The sequence below is a fragment of the uncultured Algoriphagus sp. genome (assembly GCF_963974835.1).
GTDB lineage: Bacteria > Bacteroidota > Bacteroidia > Cytophagales > Cyclobacteriaceae > Algoriphagus.
In genome coordinates this window covers 1,239,754-1,257,271 of sequence record NZ_CAXBET010000001.1, presented here as the reverse complement: position 1 = coordinate 1,257,271, position 17,518 = coordinate 1,239,754, and the positions used below count along the sequence as shown (strand labels likewise).

15 protein-coding genes are annotated in these 17,518 nt (G+C 42.5%); 2 read left to right on the top strand and 13 right to left on the bottom strand.

Going from position 1 to position 17,518, the window contains the following annotated elements; translation table 11 throughout:
- Positions 1-73: 73 nt before the first annotated feature.
- The 13 genes from ftsA to AACZ73_RS05545 all read right to left on the bottom strand — a co-directional run bounded on the left by ftsA (position 74) and on the right by AACZ73_RS05545 (position 14,437).
- The gene (gene ftsA / locus AACZ73_RS05605; protein WP_339876147.1) at positions 74-1,384 is read right to left on the bottom strand and encodes a cell division protein FtsA; all 1,311 of its coding nucleotides are present in this window, start codon (positions 1,382-1,384) and stop codon (positions 74-76) included.
- Between the two features lie 10 nt (positions 1,385-1,394).
- The gene (locus tag AACZ73_RS05600; protein WP_339876145.1) at positions 1,395-2,153 is read right to left on the bottom strand and encodes a cell division protein; all 759 of its coding nucleotides are present in this window, start codon (positions 2,151-2,153) and stop codon (positions 1,395-1,397) included.
- On the bottom strand, positions 2,150-3,562 hold the full coding sequence (gene murC, locus AACZ73_RS05595) for a UDP-N-acetylmuramate--L-alanine ligase (protein WP_339876143.1): 1,413 nt from the start codon (positions 3,560-3,562) through the stop codon (positions 2,150-2,152). The genes AACZ73_RS05600 and murC overlap by 4 nt, the downstream gene beginning before the upstream one ends.
- Positions 3,559-4,641: an undecaprenyldiphospho-muramoylpentapeptide beta-N-acetylglucosaminyltransferase gene (gene murG, locus AACZ73_RS05590; protein ID WP_339876141.1), complete on the bottom strand. Its 1,083-nt coding sequence runs from the start codon at positions 4,639-4,641 to the stop codon at positions 3,559-3,561. Before murG ends, murC begins: the two co-directional genes overlap by 4 nt.
- 29 nt (positions 4,642-4,670) lie before the next feature.
- Positions 4,671-5,849: an FtsW/RodA/SpoVE family cell cycle protein gene (locus AACZ73_RS05585; RefSeq protein ID WP_339876139.1), complete on the bottom strand. Its 1,179-nt coding sequence runs from the start codon at positions 5,847-5,849 to the stop codon at positions 4,671-4,673.
- Complete coding sequence (murD, locus tag AACZ73_RS05580) at positions 5,846-7,195, bottom strand: UDP-N-acetylmuramoyl-L-alanine--D-glutamate ligase (protein WP_339876137.1); 1,350 nt, start codon at positions 7,193-7,195, stop codon at positions 5,846-5,848. Before murD ends, AACZ73_RS05585 begins: the two co-directional genes overlap by 4 nt.
- 5 nt (positions 7,196-7,200) lie before the next feature.
- The gene (gene mraY / locus AACZ73_RS05575) at positions 7,201-8,412 is read right to left on the bottom strand and encodes a phospho-N-acetylmuramoyl-pentapeptide-transferase (protein WP_339876135.1); all 1,212 of its coding nucleotides are present in this window, start codon (positions 8,410-8,412) and stop codon (positions 7,201-7,203) included.
- Position 8,413: 1 nt separating this feature from the next.
- Entirely contained in the window at positions 8,414-9,877 is a 1,464-nt protein-coding gene (locus AACZ73_RS05570; RefSeq protein WP_339876133.1) for a UDP-N-acetylmuramoyl-L-alanyl-D-glutamate--2,6-diaminopimelate ligase, read from the bottom strand.
- Complete coding sequence (locus tag AACZ73_RS05565) at positions 9,878-11,986, bottom strand: penicillin-binding protein (protein WP_339876131.1); 2,109 nt, start codon at positions 11,984-11,986, stop codon at positions 9,878-9,880.
- Positions 11,983-12,366: an FtsL-like putative cell division protein gene (locus AACZ73_RS05560; RefSeq protein WP_339876129.1), complete on the bottom strand. Its 384-nt coding sequence runs from the start codon at positions 12,364-12,366 to the stop codon at positions 11,983-11,985. The genes AACZ73_RS05565 and AACZ73_RS05560 overlap by 4 nt, the downstream gene beginning before the upstream one ends.
- On the bottom strand, positions 12,363-13,274 hold the full coding sequence (rsmH, locus tag AACZ73_RS05555; RefSeq protein WP_339876127.1) for a 16S rRNA (cytosine(1402)-N(4))-methyltransferase RsmH: 912 nt from the start codon (positions 13,272-13,274) through the stop codon (positions 12,363-12,365). The genes AACZ73_RS05560 and rsmH overlap by 4 nt, the downstream gene beginning before the upstream one ends.
- A 4-nt stretch (positions 13,275-13,278) precedes the next feature.
- Positions 13,279-13,713, bottom strand: coding sequence for a division/cell wall cluster transcriptional repressor MraZ (gene mraZ, locus AACZ73_RS05550; protein ID WP_339876125.1), 435 nt, complete (start codon positions 13,711-13,713; stop codon positions 13,279-13,281).
- 532 nt (positions 13,714-14,245) lie between these two features.
- Positions 14,246-14,437: a CsbD family protein gene (locus AACZ73_RS05545; RefSeq protein WP_339876123.1), complete on the bottom strand. Its 192-nt coding sequence runs from the start codon at positions 14,435-14,437 to the stop codon at positions 14,246-14,248.
- A gap of 360 nt (positions 14,438-14,797) precedes the next feature.
- Here AACZ73_RS05545 and AACZ73_RS05540 point away from each other — a divergent pair, with 360 nt between their 5' ends.
- Both AACZ73_RS05540 and AACZ73_RS05535 read left to right on the top strand, forming a co-directional pair.
- The gene (locus tag AACZ73_RS05540; protein ID WP_339876122.1) at positions 14,798-15,823 is read left to right on the top strand and encodes a ligase-associated DNA damage response exonuclease; all 1,026 of its coding nucleotides are present in this window, start codon (positions 14,798-14,800) and stop codon (positions 15,821-15,823) included.
- Entirely contained in the window at positions 15,820-17,418 is a 1,599-nt protein-coding gene (locus AACZ73_RS05535; RefSeq protein WP_339876120.1) for an ATP-dependent DNA ligase, read from the top strand. The genes AACZ73_RS05540 and AACZ73_RS05535 overlap by 4 nt, the downstream gene beginning before the upstream one ends.
- Positions 17,419-17,518 lie beyond the last annotated feature (100 nt).

Here is a 17,518-nt window from a genome sequence, read left to right as displayed (position 1 = left end):
CTTATAGTTGTTTTAAGTGGTATTTTAAATGGGAGATTGGCAACAGTACTGTCAAGCTTCCCAGTCTTGAGTTTTAGTAGTTAATGTCATCCCCTATATCATCGCTGAGAATTCCTTTCAGTCTTCCGGCGATTTTATCGAATATATCTTTTGGACTGATCTCCATAGTTTTTGCTCTTCTTAGCTGCTTACCGTTTGCGGTACGGTTGGCATATCCTTGATCCCTATCATCCAGTGCTTTAAAACCTGCTAGTACCAAGCCGACAGAAGTCGCATACATCGGACTTTTCACTTCCTCGATGACTGACTTGCCCAAGTGCTCATTTGGATATCCGATTCTGGTGTCCAAACCAGTCATGTATTCAAATAGCTGACTGATAAATTGCAATTGGGAACCACCGCCGGTAAGGACGATTCCTCCAGCCAGTTTTTTATAGTGTCCACTCTGCATGATCTCATTCTGTACGATCTCGATGATCTCTTCCATCCTTGCCTGAATGATAGAAGCCAAGTTTCTAATGGAAATTTCCTTAGGAGCTCTATTTCTCAAACCTGGAATGGATACGATCTCATTGGGATTAGCCTCTTCTGTGATGGCTTTGCCAAATTTTGTTTTAAGCAATTCAGCCTGATTCTGCATCACCATGCAACCTTCTTTAATGTCTTTGGTGATAATATTTCCCCCTAGAGGAATGACAGCCGTATGACGGATTATATTCTCGTAGAAAATGGCGATGTCTGTAGTTCCGCCTCCTATATCCACCAGGCAAACGCCAGCTTCTTTCTCATCATCACTCAATACAGAAAGTGAACTTGCCAACGGCTCCAGAATTAGTTGCTTGGAAACTAATTCTGCTCTGCGTACACATCTGTTAATATTATTGATAGCGGTGGTCTGGGCGGTGATGATATGGAAATCAGCTTCCAGACGGGTACCTGACATCCCTACAGGATCCTTGATACCACCTTCGTAATCCACTGTATAATCCTGCGGCATTACGTGAATGATTGTATTTCCCGGAGGGATTAGAATATTTTCCATTTCGCTGGAAAGTCTTCTTACGTCTTCTATAGTGATCTCATCATCCGTTGGCTGACGCATGATGCTACCACTTTGTATTTTACTCTGGATATGCTGTCCAGCTATCCCTACAATGACATCCACGATGTCGACATTCGCCATCTCAGAAGCTTCTTCCACAGCTTTCTCTATCGCATGGACGGTCTTGTCAATGTTGGTCACAACACCGCGATCAACTCCGTCAGAAACGGCTTTGCCCATGCCCAGCACCTCGAGTTTGCCGTACTCATTTTTGCGACCAACGATGACACAAATTTTGGTTGTCCCAATATCCAGTCCTACTATTAATTCTTTGTTTTCCATATCCAAGCTATTATTCACAGACTATTTGATCCTTAAACTTCACGCTTACCCTGTGATAAGCATTCCAACCCTTTCGAGGCAATATTTCCTTATAAAAGACCGAGATCCGGTCAAACTTATTATCTAAATCATGTGCATCTCCGAACTCAATCACCTGTCTTCCCACTTGTTGGAAAAGCCTGATATCATCTCTAGAATTCACTTCCAATTCAGTGATCTGCGCATTCCAGAACTCATCTTCGGTGATGTAAGTGATCAAATCCATCAGTTCAGGCATGTCTACATTGATGTCACCTTTATCCATCAGCTTTTCTGCAAAGTCACCTTCCAGAATCAAAACACGGCTTGTATAAGATGTAGATGTCGGAATCACCTTTCCCTCCACAGTGATGTATCCGTCAGCTCCCATTGGCTGGGCAATTCTAGCAATTGGCTGATGCTGGCTAATCTTTAAATTCAAAATCCCTTTTTGACCCAGCATAGCTTCCGCCGACTTGACAAATGGGTGTCCCTTTAGCCTGGTTTCAATTGCTTTCATCGGTACTTCCTCCAGCATCATCCCTGGTTTCATGTCAGGAAAAGCTTCAGTCAAAATCTTTGAGATCTCAGCATCCTCCACAAAATACACTCCGCTCACACCCTGAATGTCTATTTCAACACCCTGATACGTTTTATAAAGGGTCTGCTTTTCTACAAATCCTATAAATCCCACCAGTACAAGACTGAGCACTACGAAAGCCGCTATTTTCTTTAGGTTAGCCTTGTTCATAATGCATATCTATTAAGTCCTTTTTTCATCCAGGACGCGATTACAGGAACAAGTCGGTCTATATCCCCGGCTCCAAGTGTCACCAAAACCTCTGGTGAAGCTTTGTCCAAATGATTCATCAAATTCTCTTTTGATACCAATTCCTTATGACGAGTATTGATATTTTCCAAAAGCATGGAAGATGTCACTCCCTCGATGGGAAGTTCTCTCGCAGGATAGATATCCAGCAAAATAACCGAGTCGGCAAGCGATAAACTTTCTGAGAAGCCCTCTGCAAAATCCCGGGTACGTGTGAACAAATGAGGTTGGAAAATCACAGTCAGCTTTCTGGTAGGAAACATCGCTCGAACAGAACTCAAACAAGCTCTGATCTCCTCAGGATGATGTGCATAATCATCTATAAAGACATGACTACCTTCATTGACATGAATTTCAAATCGCCTCTTTACTCCTTTGAAAGAGCTTAAGCCTGCACGGATTTGCTCTTCTGAAATATGATGATCCAAAGCAATAGCAATTGCTGCCAATGCATTTTCCACATTGTGGAAACCCGGAATAAATAGCTCCAGACCCTTGATCTCATTCTTGCTATCCACATAATCAAAGACAAACGATCCCGGTCTAGCCTGAATATTCTCAGCGCTGATTCCTGATGATCTCAATCCATATTCTCTTGTCAACACTTTTGGAAGCTTGCTTTCTCCCAGCCTTTGCATGGCATGCTGCTGTATGTATAACCTTCCTTTTTTATCTACCAAATTGACAAATTCAGAGAATCCGTCTAAGATGTGCTCCTCGTCTCCATAAATATCCAAATGGTCAGGATCTGCACTTGTCAATACAATCTCATTGGGATGAAGTCTGAGGAAGGAGCGATCAAATTCATCCGCTTCCACAACAACCAAGGCTGGCTCTTTGGCTTTTTTATCTCCGAGAATCAGATTACTCTGATAGTTTTGAGTAATTCCACCTAGAAATGCCACAACAGGTTTGCCTGCAGACTTAAGCATGTGGGCGATCATGGAAGAAGTGGTTGTCTTGCCATGAGTTCCAGCCACTGCTATGGTATAGTATGAACTTGTCACCATACCCAAGACTTCAGATCTCTTCTTTAGCTGAAAATCTTTATTCCTAAAGAAATTCAACTGGGCAGAATCCTTCGGCATAGCCGGAGTCCAGATAATCAGCGCTCTTTCAGGGCTGTTTGTAATCTGGGAAGGAATAGTTTCTAATTTATCTTCAAAAGAAATCTTCATTCCTTCTGCGATCAGCTCATCAGTAAGAGGCGAAGGGGTACGGTCATATCCAGACACTGCATATCCTTCGTGACGGAACCAGCGAGCCAAGGCACTCATGCCTATGCCACCGATACCCAGCAAATGGACGCTATTTATACCTTCGAAACTCATGCAATCAATTGTTCTAATTCTCCTACTATGGCATTTGCCGCATTCGGCTTAGCCAGATTCTTTATGTTAATTCCTAGTTTTTCAGACAGTTTTCTATCCTTCATTAGTTTAGTCACCTCCTGCTCTAAAGCGCCAACAGCTTCAGAGTCTTTAAGCAATAAAGCCGCGTCATGACTTACATAAGCCATAGCATTTTTGGTTTGATGATCTTCGGCCACATTTGGAGAAGGAATGAAAATCACTGGTTTGCCCACAAGAGAAAGTTCTGAAACCGATAATGCTCCGGCTCTTGACACAATCACATCAGTAGCGGCATAGGCCAAATCCATCTCTCGGATGAATTCATTTAAGTGAATATTTTTCAGGCCTGACTCAGCTAGCTTCGATGTCATTTCCTGGAAATAAAATTTACCACACTGCCAAAGAACCTGATAGCCCTCAGATTCAAGTTTTTGCATATCTGCCAATACTGCTTGGTTGAGTGTTCTAGCTCCAAGAGACCCACCCAAAATGAGCAGTGTCTTTCTAGCCGCATCCATTCTGAAGAATGCTATTGCCTTTTCTCTCTTTCCTGACAAATCCAAAATATCCTTGCGGACAGGATTTCCTGTATAGGAAATTTTTTCAGATGGAAAGAAGCGATCCATCTCTGGATAGGCTACACAGATTTTTTTGGCTCTTTTAGCCAAAATTTTATTAGTCAAACCAGCATAGGAGTTTTGCTCCTGCACCAGCGTGGGAATTCCATTTCTTTGCGCAGCATAAAGCACCGGCCCACTTGCGTAGCCACCTACACCCACGACTGCATCAGGCTTGAAATCCTTTATGATTTGGGAAGCCTGAGTCAGGCTTTTCAAAAGCCTGAAAGGAAACTTCAGGTTTTCCAGGGACAAACTTCTTTGTAAACCAGCCACTGGAAGCCCTTTGATTTTGTAACCAGCCTCGGGTACTTTCTGCATTTCCATTTTGCCCAACGCACCCACAAATAAGATCTCGCTGCCCGGATGTTTTTCCTTCCAGGCATTCGCAATTGCGATAGCCGGATAGATATGTCCTCCGGTACCTCCACCACTGATCAAAATGCGATATGTACGTTGCGCGTTAATAATTATGCTGTTTTAAGTCTTGTTCGATTTCCAAAAGCAGCGCTACCTGCACTGCTGGTCTGTGCTTCATCCTGATGGTCCCCGCGGCTTACAGACAGGATAATCCCCAAGGAAATTCCTGTGAAAACCAATGATGTACCACCCATACTCAAAAGAGGAAGAGGTAAACCGGTAATTGGACCTAAGCCAACTGCCACGGCCATATTTACCAAAGCCTGAATTACCAGTGCGAAACTCAATCCCGCTGACAGTAATCCACCAAATGCTTTATTGGAATTTGCCACGATGCGCATTCCCCTATAAAGGAGCGCGAGGTAAAGAAAAAGCACAGAGAATCCGCCGATCAATCCATATTCCTCGATGATGATGGCATAGATAAAATCCGAATACGGATGTGGTAACGAGTTTCTTTGCTCAGAATTTCCTGGACCTTTTCCTCCTATTCCTCCTGTGGCTATAGCGATGTAAGATTGCTCTGCCTGAAAAGGAATCTCCTCTTCGTTAAAGAATGCAGTAACTCTAGAAATCAGCGTTGAGCCGCGCTGGCCAGTAAATCCTGCAACTGTCAAACCCAATAGTCCTACAAACAAGACTATCGTTATGTATTTCACAGGAACCCGCCCAATGAACATAATGAGTAAGCAGGTAATCAAGAGCAAAATAGCTGTGGAGAAATTGGCCATTGCGATTAACCCACAGATCAGTCCTACGGCGACAATTATCGGAACAAAGGTGCTCTTAAAGTCCTTGATATTCTTTTGTCTCTTGGCGAGCATTAATGCGATAGCGGCTATCAATGAAAGCTTGGCCAAATCTGACGGCTGGAAAGCTTGGTTAATTACAGGAATTGTAATCCAGCGGTTTGCTTCGTTAATATTTGACCCAAACATATACGTCACAAGCAGCAAGGGAATGGAAATAATCACCCCAAGCTTGGCGTACATCGCATACTTCTTATACGGAATCTTATGCGCAAACCACATGACTACCAGCGAAACGAAAATAAGCATGGAATGCCTGATCAGATAGATTTCTGTATTTCCTCCGGCATATTTATAAGCCAAAGATCCCGTAGCTGAATACACTACCAGAATACTGAAAAGCGACAATAGAATGACAATACCCCAAATGATTGGGTCGCCTTTGAAATTCCTATCTATCCATTCTTTAAACTGATTCATGCGATGGCTTTGGGTTTAAGGTTCTCTACTGCCACTCGGAATTGCATCCCGCGATCTTCGTAATTTTTGAACAAGTCGAAACTTGCACAGGCTGGTGATAGCAACACTACATCTCCAGACTCTCCAAGTTCTTGACCCCAATTCACTGCTTCTGCTATATCCTGAGTTTCGCGGATATCAGCGATTTCTTCAGCAAATGCTTTTTTTAATTTTTCGTTGTCTTTTCCCAAGCAGATCAGGCTTTTAACATTTGCTACGAGAGGAGCTAGCACCGAATAATCATTCCCTTTGTCCACACCGCCTGCTATCCAGATTAATGGATTTCCGTAGCTTGCCAAAGCATAAGCAGTAGCCTCCACGTTGGTACCTTTGCTGTCATTTATGAACTTCACTCCGTCCATTTCCCTGATTAGCTCCATGCGGTGAGGTGCGTTTTTGAAAGTCTGGAAACCCTTTTCCAGCTCCATTTCATTCACTCCTGCGATTAAAGCTGCCGACCCAGCGAACAATGCATTGAGCAGGTTATGCTTTCCTTTGATGGAAAGTGAATCAACCGACACATGAACTGATTGATCTGTCACAGCGAAAGACAGCATTTTTTCATCTGTCCAGGCTCCGGCCTTCTGAACTGATGACCCTGAGATCCACAGCGTGGAGGCACCTATATTAGTTTTATCCAGACCTTGAAGGGTGAGCCTATCTTCTACAAAAAGGATGGCCCTATCCTCTGACATCATATTCTTGAAGATCCCAAACTTGGAATCTATGTAATTCTCTATTTTGTAATCATATCGATCCAAATGATCTGGGGTGATATTGCATAGAATAGCTATTGCCGGTTTGAAATCCACAAACCCATCTATCTGAAAACTGCTGCACTCGATTACCCACCATTCATGATCAGTAGTGAGTAATTGGCCAGCCCAGCTCTTTCCTACATTTCCAGCCAACCCCACATCCAAACCCGCTTCCTTCATCAGGTGATAAGTCAGCAATGTGGTAGTCGTCTTACCATTGGTTCCGGTGATTGCTATCACTTTCCCTTTGCTGTAGTCGAATGCAAACTCCAACTCATCGATAATCGGAATACCTGCCAGAGAGGCCTTTACTACCAACTCAGCTTTGGGAGAAATGCCCGGACTTTTAATGATCAAGTCAGCACTTAAAATCTTCTCTTCCGAATGCTTGCCTTCTTCAAAAGCAATTTCCAGTCGCTCCATTTCTGCTTTTCGAGCTGAAGAGATCTGGCCCGCATCCGAAACGAAAACGGCATAGTCTTTCTGTCTGGCTAGCATTGCTGCTCCCAATCCGCTTTCTCCGGCGCCCAGAACGACTATGTTTTTCATTTCTTTTATCTAAGTTTCAATGTGGCTAATGTGATTACTGCAAGCAAAATCCCCACTATCCAGAATCGGGTTACGATCTTGGCTTCAGGGATACTTTTCTTTTGATAATGGTGATGAAGTGGAGACATCAGGAAAATCCTCCTGCCCTCACCATATTTTTTTCTGGTGTATTTGAAGTAGCCCACTTGTAGCATTACGCTGACATTTTCAATTACAAACACTCCGCACATTACTGGAATCAGCAATTCTTTGCGAAGCGTCAAGGCCAAAACAGCTATTACTCCTCCGAGCATCAAGCTTCCCGTGTCGCCCATAAAAATCTGAGCCGGAAACGCATTGTACCAAAGAAATCCCACGCAGGCTCCGACGAATGCCGAAGCAAAAATCACCAGCTCTCCTGAGTTGGGGATATACATGATATTGAGGTAAGAGGAGAAAATAGCGTTACCTGAGATGTATGCGAAAATTGCAATGGTAATCCCGATTATAGCGGACGTTCCTGCAGCAAGACCATCTATTCCATCCGTAATATTAGCTCCGTTAGATACAGCTGTAATGATGAATGTCACTACGAAAATGTACAGAATTGGAGTCATGGCTTCGCCTAAGAAACCAAGCAAAGTCTCGTAATTCAGTTCGTTGTTTTTAGTGAAAGGAATAGTGGTTTTGGCCACTTTGACATCCCGGTAAGCTGGAGTTTCTACCACGCCCCCATCTATGGAGACAGGATTTGTAAATTCACGGATTACTACACTTTCGTTAAAATATAGTGTAGAACCAACGATGACTCCAATGCCTATCTGACCGATGATTTTGAATCTACCGGCCAGTCCCTCCTTGTCCTTTTTAAATACTTTGATGTAGTCATCAATAAACCCGATCGTCCCCAGCCAAACCGTGGTGATCAGCAAGAGAATGATATAAATATTATTCAGATCAGCGAAAAGTAAAGTCGGGATTAATATCGCAGCCATGATCATCAAGCCACCCATGGTAGGTGTACCTTTTTTCTGCTTTTCTCCTGCCAAACCAAGATCTCTTACTGTCTCACCGATTTGCTTGTTTCGGATCCAGGCGATGATTTTGTGGCCAAAAGATATCGTGATAATCAATGAAAAAAGAGATGCCATCCCCGCACGAAACGAGATATATCTAAACACCCCAGTTCCAGGGATATCAAGCACTTTGTCCAAATAATCAAAAAGTGGATATAACATCTCAGCTTTGTGTCAATTGTTGTAAAAACTCGGTTACTACTTCAGTATCGTCAAAATGATGTTTCACACCTTTGACTTCCTGATAATCCTCATGGCCTTTTCCTGCTATAAGGATAATGTCTCCTTTTTGTGAAAGCATACAGGCAGTTTTAATGGCTTCCCTGCGATCCACAATGGATAATGTTTTTCTGATTTCGGATGGTCCTACACCAGCCTGCATATCTTTTAATATTTCTTCCGGCTCCTCGAATCGTGGATTGTCGGAAGTAAGTATGGCTTTATCGCTTTCTTGAACAGCAATTTTCGCCATTATTGGACGCTTTGTTTTGTCACGATTTCCTCCGCACCCAACCACAGTGATCAGTTGCTCACCGCCAGTCCTTACCCCGTTGATTGTCTTTAGGACATTGTCTAAAGCATCCGGGGTATGAGCGTAATCCACAATGGCGGTAATACCAGCAATGGAAATTCTGTCAAATCGGCCTTTTGCTCCACGAATTCCTGATAGTTCACGAAGAACTTCATCTTCCTCTTCGCCCAAAAGCACGGTGACACCCAATACTGCCAGGAGATTGTAGGCATTGAAAGCACCTATCATTCTAAACCAAATCGTCTTGCCGTTAATGTCTAGTTCCAGACCTTCTAGCGTGTTGGAAATTATTTTGGCTTTGAAGTCAGCAGGAGATTTAAGTGCGAAATACTGATGGGAAGCTTTGCTGTTCTGAAGCATCACTGCTCCTCTTTTGTCGTCACCGTTTACCAGCGCAAAAGCGTCCTTTGGGAGCTCATCAAACAACTTCTTCTTTGCCTTGATGTACTCGTCAAACGTGCCATGATAATCCAAATGGTCATGACTGATATTTGTAAATACAGCTCCAGTCAGCTTAAGGCCAGCAATTCTCTCCTGCACTATCGCATGAGAACTAGCTTCCATAAAGCAATGCGTGCATCCTTCCTTCACCATTTGCCGAAGCAGAGCCTGAACACTTACCGCATCCGGGGTAGTATGAGTTGCATGGATTACTGTTTCATTGATCTTATTTTCTACCGTAGAAAGCAAGCCCGTACTGTAGCCCATCCGCATAAATAACTGATGCAAAAGAGTCGCTGTAGTCGTTTTGCCATTGGTTCCTGTGATCGCTACTACTTTGATGGTCTCTGAGGGATTATCAAAATAATTGCTTGCCATGATACCCAATGCCCGGGCAGAATTAACCGTTTCTATGTAGGTTACTCCTTCCACTAGTTTCTCTGGCAAATGCTCACAAACAATACTCCGAGCACCTAGGCCAATTGCCTTTTCGATAAATTCATGTCCATTTACCTGAGTACCTTTGATAGCTACAAAAGCACTTCCCTCCGTCACTTGGCGGCTGTCAAAGACAATATCTTTTACCCCCAACTCCATGTCGCCGGTAGTAGAGGTAAGGGATACCTTGTATAATATGTCCTTAAGTACTTTCATTTATCCTAATACTAGATTTATGATTGCATTTGGCTTCAAAGCTGTTCCAGGGGAAATCGATTGACCTTTCACCCTTCCCTTTCCCGAATAATTCACCCTCATTCCTTTGTTTTCAAGAATGAAAAGTGCATCTCTAAGTGGTAGTCCCGATACATCAGGAACTAATGCCTGATCAGTATCATTTACACTCATTTCCACCCGGGATTCATTAGAGACTGTCTTCACCCATTCTTCAGGATTAGCTGCAGAAGCCTTCAATCCTAATTCCTGAAATATTTCCTGTAATTCTTCTGCCTTACCCGCTTTTACATAGGGTAATTGTGTCCCATCTGCCTCTGCTCTGAATATTTCTTTCTGGTTATCTGGGTTAAGTTCTATATCAAGCGAATAGATTTTATCTGCTATTTCTTTGAAAACCGGCGCCGATACGTCTCCTCCATAAGCAGCAAAACCTTTTGGGCTATCAATCACCACCACCATAGAGTATTTCGGATTATCAGCCGGGAAATAGCCTGCGAAACTCGTATAGTATATCCTTGAATATTTTCCGTTGATCAGTTTCTGAGCAGTTCCAGTTTTACCGGCAATGCTATAATCAGCATTCGCGATATTTTTAGCCGTGCCACGTACAACGACGCCTTCCAAAAGTTCTTGGAGAAGCTTGATATTCTTCTCGGAAGCAATCTGTTTACGAACTACTTCTGGCTCAAATGCCTGCTCGACGATAGTTCCCTTGGAAATTGATTTGACGATGTATGGCTTCATCATTTTTCCTCCGTTGGCTACAGCATTATATAATGCTAGCGTATGAAGTGGATTCAGCTTGACTTCATAACCAATAGAAATCCATGGAAGCGATGTTCCATACCAGTCTTTTTCTCCCGGCTTTTTGAAAAATGGCTTGCCTTCCCCTTGTATCTGAAATCCGAAAGGTTCTTTCAAACCTACCTTATCTATATAGGCCATGAACTTGGATGGGCTGGAACCAAAATGTTCATCTACCAATTTGGAGATCCCGACGTTAGAAGATTTCTCAAATGCTTCGCGAATCGTCAAAGTGCCATACCCACCATTTTTAGCATCACGCATAGTTTGGTTATAGAATTTGTGGGCGCCGTTTCCAGTTTCCACAGTTTCATCCAGCGTGATTTTATTTTCTTCCAAAAGCGCGAGCATAGAAAGTAATTTGAAAGTGGATCCAGGTTCTGTATTTCCCTGATCCCCAATGGCAAAATTGTAGTTTTCACCGTAGCCATTTCCGCTGGAGTTTCGCTGCAAATTGGTGATTGCTTTGATTTGGCCGGTCTTCACTTCCATCACGATCACGGCACCAAATTCAGCATCACGGTCAGTAAGTTGTCTTCTCAGAGCCGTTTCTGCCACATCCTGAATATTCACATCCAGCGTGGTAGTGACATCATAGCCATTCTCCGGCTTCACATCCTCTGCATCAAACACCGGTTTCCAACTTCCACCTGCTAACCGCTGGAAAAGAGCTTTACCGTCCTGTCCCTGAAGGTAATTATTAAAGCTGTATTCGATCCCAGCCCCATATTCGTCTTCATTCAAGAAGCCAACTGTACGGCTGGCAAGTGAATTAAATGGTCGATATCTTTTCTCTACCTTTTCGAAGATCACTCCCCCGCCTAATCTTCCTTCCCTGAAGATCGGCCAGTTGGACATTTCCTGCATGGCTTGATAGCCAACTTGCTTTCTATTCAGCACCAAATAACGCTTGTTATCCAGCCTAGCATCGTTAATCAGCCTTTTGTAAGTGGAAGCTGACTTATCCTTATAGTACCCCGACAGCATTTTTGCCAAGGAATCCAGGCCGGCTTTATACTTGTCATTTTTAGCGATTGTTGGATCTAGCGCTACACGATAGAATGGCAAACTTGTAGCAAGTAAACTTCCATCAGACGCATAGATATTGCCACGCGTGGCAGGAACTTCTCGGTATTGGAAATTTATTGTCTCTGCTTTTTCACGCCATATATCTCCATCAGCCATTTGAAGCTTGGCTATCTTGTACGGGATAGCCGCTGCCAATAAGGCTATTAGGATGAATACCACCCGCACTCTGAGCAATATGGATCGCTTAAAATTCACTTTTCTACCTCGATTTTTATCGGTGGTTGATTGAGTTCAAATATTCCTTGATCAGCAACACGCTTCGCTACTTCAGACTGCATGCTGCTTAGCATATATTCAGCTTCCAGCGTGGTCACATCTGCCCGCAAGTCTTCTACTTCTTGTTGGGCTTTTTCAATTTTCCTCACCATGTTCTCTGCGCGGTGATTACTCCAGATATAGATCAAAGCCAATAAAGCCACAAATCCAACCGGCGGAACCAGTTGGACAGGCACTCCCTCACCCAATACGCCGGTAATATCTAGCTTCTCCTCTATCCAGCTAAAGATGGATTTGCGGGGTCCGCCTTTCGGCTTATTGCCTGACTTCAATTTCTTTTTGAATGTATTGTTGCTCATACCTGTGTCTTCTTAGCTATTCTCAGTTTTGCACTTCTAGCTCTTGGATTGGAAGCTATCTCTTCAGGATTAGCCACCACAGCACCTCTGCTGATAGGTTCAAGTGGGCGAATTAGATTTCCGTAGAAATCCTTTTCTACCTCTCCTTGAAACTTTCCTTTAATCATCAGATTTTTCACCAGCCGATCTTCCAAACTATGATAGCTCATCACCACCAATCTCCCTTCTGGCTTTAGAATATCTACTGCTTCCAGCAGCATCTCTTCCAAAGCACCCATTTCATCATTCACTTCTATTCTCAAAGCCTGAAAAACCTGAGCATAGTATTTAAAGTCTTTGCCCTTCGGGGCGTATCTTTTTAAAAAGGAGGTAAATCCTTCGGTAGTCTCAAATGGTTGTGAGTTTCTCTCGGAGACGATGGCTTGTGCCAAAGTCTTTGCATTTTTCACCTCACCATACATCCCAAGGATTTTATGCAATCTGCCTTCATCATATGAATTCAATACTTCTTTGGCAGAAACCTCAGCCGATTGATTCATCCGCATATCCAAGCCTCCGCTGAATCTGGTAGAAAAGCCTCTACTTGGTTCATCTATCTGATGTGATGAGATCCCAAGATCCGCCAGAACACCATCCACTTTCTTCACACCATATAGTCTTAGGTATTTTTTTAAATCCCTGAAATTGGCAGCAATGAAAGTAAAGTTGTCGCTTGAAGGAATATTAGCCTCAGCATCCACATCCTGATCAAAAGCATATAAATGACCTTTATCCAGATACTTTAAAATCTCCCGGGAATGCCCTCCTCCACCAAAAGTCACATCTACATAAATCCCGTTGGGATCAATAGACAAGCCTTCAGTGCATTCGGCTAGCATCACTGGGATATGGTAAATAGACTCTGTCATGAGATTATATGAGATGCTTTTCCATCAGACTTGATATGTCTGCCGGATCGACAATGATATTCTTACTATAGTTTTCTTGATTCCAGAATTCTATTCTTCCGCCATTACCCACTACGATCACGTCTTTCTCGAGACCTGCATAGGACTGATAAACCTTGGGTATCAACAAGCGCCCCGAGCTATCCAATTCCACGTCCACTACAGAATTAAAAAAGGACCGCTGCAGTAAGCGCTGCTCAGGATTATGTATGGAAAGAGCCTTGATTTTATTCTCAAGTTTCTTGTACTCCACCATAGGATATAGAGCCAAACATCTATCTTCAGCCATACGAAGCATAAGCGTACCCCCATTAGCCTCGGGAATTGCCGCCTTGAACTTGGCCGGCAATACCAGACGCCCTTTGGGATCTAGCTTGCAATCGTATTGACTGTTGAACATAAATTCTTGAACTCTTTAAAATGATGCGTGTGTAGTAAAGACAAAAGTAACAAAATGCTCTCCACTTTCTACCACTTTGCTCCACAAATTCCCACTTTCACTTAAAAGTAGGTAATTCTTTGTTCCATCCCAATTAATAATTAAAAAAAACGAGGTTTTTTTCAGGGGTATTGTATTGATTAGAAAGAGGTTAGATCTGCCTTCAAAAAGGCCATTTCTGCGTCTAGTGAGGGTTTTTAATAGGTTGGAAAGAAATAAAAAAAATTTCAGTGCTTTCTTTCAATTTTTAAATGGGGGGAATTCCCCTGTTTTATTCAAATGAGGTTTCGATGTGAGGAAAAAAACCACATTTCGGAAAATTTAAAAAATGTAACACTTGGAAGAATTCTAAGAATTGACTTTAGTTTTTCCAATGGCAAAATACGATAGGTGTATAAAATTATTTTGAGGTTTTTTATCCATTACCACAAATTCTGGAGCATAAAAAAAGCGCTCCTTTTTAGAGAGCGCTTCGATTTCACAAATTATGTGATTATAGATTGTCAATGAATGACTTTACATCTTCTTTGGATTTGCCCGTCTTCTTCTGGATTTTACCAAGAAGCTCATCAGCTTTTCCTTCATCGTAAGTAAGATCATCGTCAGTAAGATCACCGTATTGTTGCTTCAACTTACCTTTGATCTCGTTCCAGTTTCCTTTTACTTTATCTTCAAATGCGCTCATAATTATTACGTTTAAGTGGTTATAGTTTTCATTAATTGTATTCTAATTAGTTCATTATTTGTGCCACATTGGGAAAATACCTGAAAGCAACTTCTGTAAGCCTAAATGCCCCCTTTTAAGTAGAAATACAACATTTATAAACTAAAATTAAAACCACTTTGGGGAATCCAATTCAGAAAATGAGGATAATTAATCCATTAAATTTTTTGATTATACCAAGTTTATGCTGCCTTTTATTTAATAATCAGTTATTGTGTAAAAGATCCATACCATTGTACTGATGGAGCTATACTAAGCCACAGGAAGTATGCTGGGAACAAAACTTGCATTCTACAGTTTTAAACCATAAATAACTTTTGAATGCCTGCTTCCGATCTTTTAATTTTTAATTCCCAGGGAATTTACTGCCCTAGAGCCAAGATCTATTTAGATCCATGGAAACCGGTCAATCGTGCTATTATTACACATGGACACTCAGACCATGCTCGATATGGACATAAGAAATACCTGACACATCATAGTAATATCCCTATAATACGTCACAGGCTGGGAGATATAAATGTTCAGGGCGTTGGCTGGGATGAACCTTTTCTCATCAATGGGGTAAAGTTTAGTCTACATCCCGCAGGACACATCATCGGATCATCTCAAGTTCGTGTAGAATATAAAGGTGAAGTGTGGGTATTTACCGGAGATTATAAAACCGAAGATGACGGTGTAAGCACACCCTATGAATCAATTAAATGCCATACGATGATCACAGAATGCACATTCGGACTACCTGCATTCAAGTGGAAATCCCAATCATCCGTATTTGAAGAAATCAATGGCTGGTGGCAAAGTAATAGAGAAGAAGGGAAGACTTCTGTGCTGTTTGGCTATACGCTGGGCAAAGCACAGCGCATTCTGAAATACCTCGATACTTCAATAGGGGAAATCTTCACTCACGGAGCTGTGGAGAACATGACAGAAGTCCTCAGACCCCAATTCGAAATGCCTCCAACTACTTTGATTACAAGAGAAACCACAGGAAAGGACATTCGCGGAAATATAGTAGTAGCTCCTCCAAGTGCCCATGGATCACCTTGGATGCGGAAAATGGTTCCTTATGAAACAGGAACGTGCAGTGGCTGGATGGCATTTCGTGGAGCAAGATCACGTAGGGCTACCGATAAAGGATTTGTCCTTTCAGACCATTGTGATTGGCAAGGACTATTGCAAAGTATCAAAGCAAGCGAAGCAACCCGGGTAATCTGCACGCATGGTTACACCGATATTTTCAGCAGATACCTTCGGGAGATTGGATATGATGCAAGTATAGAAAACACTGATTTTGAAGGTGAAAAAGAGGAAACAAATTTGGTGGAAAAAGACATAGCGGTATGAAGGAATTTGCAAGACTTATAGAGAAGCTGGATTCCACTACCAAAACAAACCAAAAAGTGGCGGCATTGTCTTCCTACTTCTCCGAGGCAAGTGAGCAGGACAAGCTTTGGACTATGGCAATACTCTCTCATAGACGGCCCCCTCGTCCAGTAAACACCACCTTACTTCGCGTATATGCTGCAGAGTTGGCAGAAATTCCACTTTGGCTATTTGAAGAAAGTTACCATATAGTAGGCGACCTCGCAGAGGCAATAGCTCTCGTGGTTCCTAATGACATACATAAAAGTGAAAAGTCTCTGAGTACTATCCTCGACGAGCTAGTAATCTTAAAGGCAAAAACAGATCTTGAAAAGAAAGAATATGTGCAACACATGTGGATGCAACTTGACTATTACTCGAGATTTGTATTTACCAAACTACTAACAGGATCTTTCCGGATCGGTATCAGCCAAAAGCTGATGACCAAAGCACTATCCCAAGTGACAGCGGTGCCTCAAGACGAACTTGCCTATCGCTTGATGGGAGATTGGAATACCCAAAACACCTCCTTTGATGAATTGGTATTCGGAAGAAATGAACAAGCATATGTGTCCAAACCTTATCCCTTTTTCCTGGCATACGCCTTGGAAAATGAGCTTGAAGAGCTAGGGTCCGTAACCGAATGGGTTGCCGAGCATAAATGGGACGGCATTCGCGGGCAGGTTATCTGTCGAAAAGGAGAAATTTTTATCTGGTCCAGAGGGGAGGAACTCGTTACTGATAAATACCCCGAAATCTCGGACTTGGTAAATTTCCTTCCTTCAGGAACCGTCATCGATGGTGAAATCTTACCTTTTATTGATGGGCAAATAGGATTGTTCAATGACCTACAAACCCGAATAGGCAGAAAAAACGTCAGCAAAAGTATATTAGCCAAAGTCCCCGTGGTTTTTAAAGCATATGACTTGCTGGAGCATAATGGTAAAGACATCAGAAACTTAACTTACCAGCAGCGGAGAGCATTGCTGGAAGCATTGGCCCTATCTGTTGAGCATCGAGCGTTGCATATCTCAGAACAAATGCAATTTAATTCCTGGAATGAAGTGATCGTTGAGCGATCTCTATCAAGAGATAAAAGAAGCGAAGGCTTGATGCTCAAAAAGAAAGACGCCATATACCAAGTGGGACGCAAAAAAGGAGATTGGTGGAAGTGGAAAACAGATCCATTGACTATAGATGCAGTATTAACCTATGCTATGCGTGGTCACGGAAGAAGAACAAATCTATTTACCGACTACACTTTTGCGCTTTGGCAGACCGATGAATCGGGAGAAAGTGAGTTGGTCACCTTTGCCAAAGCCTATTCTGGACTTACCGATAAAGAATTTGCCCAGGTAGATAATATTATTAAACGTACAACACTGGAGCGATTTGGACCAGTCCGAAGTGTAGAACCAACACTTGTATTTGAGTTGGCTTTTGAAGGAATAGCTTTTTCCAACCGCCATAAAAGTGGTGTAGCAGTCAGATTTCCAAGGATTTTAAGGTGGAGAAAAGATAAAAAGATCATGGATGCAAATACCCTCGATGACTTAAAAGCCCTTATACCAACATAAATTCCAAGAAACGATTTGATCCGAATGCAAGAAAAAAGACCTGTCCATCGGGCAGGTCTTTTTTAAAGCATCAACACACAATTACCTTTTCAGGTACAAT

Bases quoted from the DNA above. Each gene is read 5' to 3' on its own strand.
- mraZ (WP_339876125.1), bottom strand. From the start codon at position 13,713: ATGTTCAACAGTCAATACGATTGCAAGCTAGATCCCAAAGGGCGTCTG.
- AACZ73_RS05600 (WP_339876145.1), bottom strand. From the start codon at position 2,153: ATGAACAAGGCTAACCTAAAGAAAATAGCGGCTTTCGTAGTGCTCAGT.
- mraY (WP_339876135.1), bottom strand. From the start codon at position 8,412: ATGTTATATCCACTTTTTGATTATTTGGACAAAGTGCTTGATATCCCT.
- AACZ73_RS05570 (WP_339876133.1), bottom strand. From the start codon at position 9,877: ATGAAAGTACTTAAGGACATATTATACAAGGTATCCCTTACCTCTACT.
- AACZ73_RS05545 (WP_339876123.1), bottom strand. From the start codon at position 14,437: ATGAGCGCATTTGAAGATAAAGTAAAAGGAAACTGGAACGAGATCAAA.
- murD (WP_339876137.1), bottom strand. From the start codon at position 7,195: ATGAAAAACATAGTCGTTCTGGGCGCCGGAGAAAGCGGATTGGGAGCA.
- ftsA (WP_339876147.1), bottom strand. From the start codon at position 1,384: ATGGAAAACAAAGAATTAATAGTAGGACTGGATATTGGGACAACCAAA.
- AACZ73_RS05535 (WP_339876120.1), top strand. From the start codon at position 15,820: ATGAAGGAATTTGCAAGACTTATAGAGAAGCTGGATTCCACTACCAAA.
- AACZ73_RS05560 (WP_339876129.1), bottom strand. From the start codon at position 12,366: ATGAGCAACAATACATTCAAAAAGAAATTGAAGTCAGGCAATAAGCCG.
- rsmH (WP_339876127.1), bottom strand. From the start codon at position 13,274: ATGACAGAGTCTATTTACCATATCCCAGTGATGCTAGCCGAATGCACT.
- AACZ73_RS05540 (WP_339876122.1), top strand. From the start codon at position 14,798: ATGCCTGCTTCCGATCTTTTAATTTTTAATTCCCAGGGAATTTACTGC.
- murC (WP_339876143.1), bottom strand. From the start codon at position 3,562: ATGAGTTTCGAAGGTATAAATAGCGTCCATTTGCTGGGTATCGGTGGC.
- AACZ73_RS05585 (WP_339876139.1), bottom strand. From the start codon at position 5,849: ATGAATCAGTTTAAAGAATGGATAGATAGGAATTTCAAAGGCGACCCA.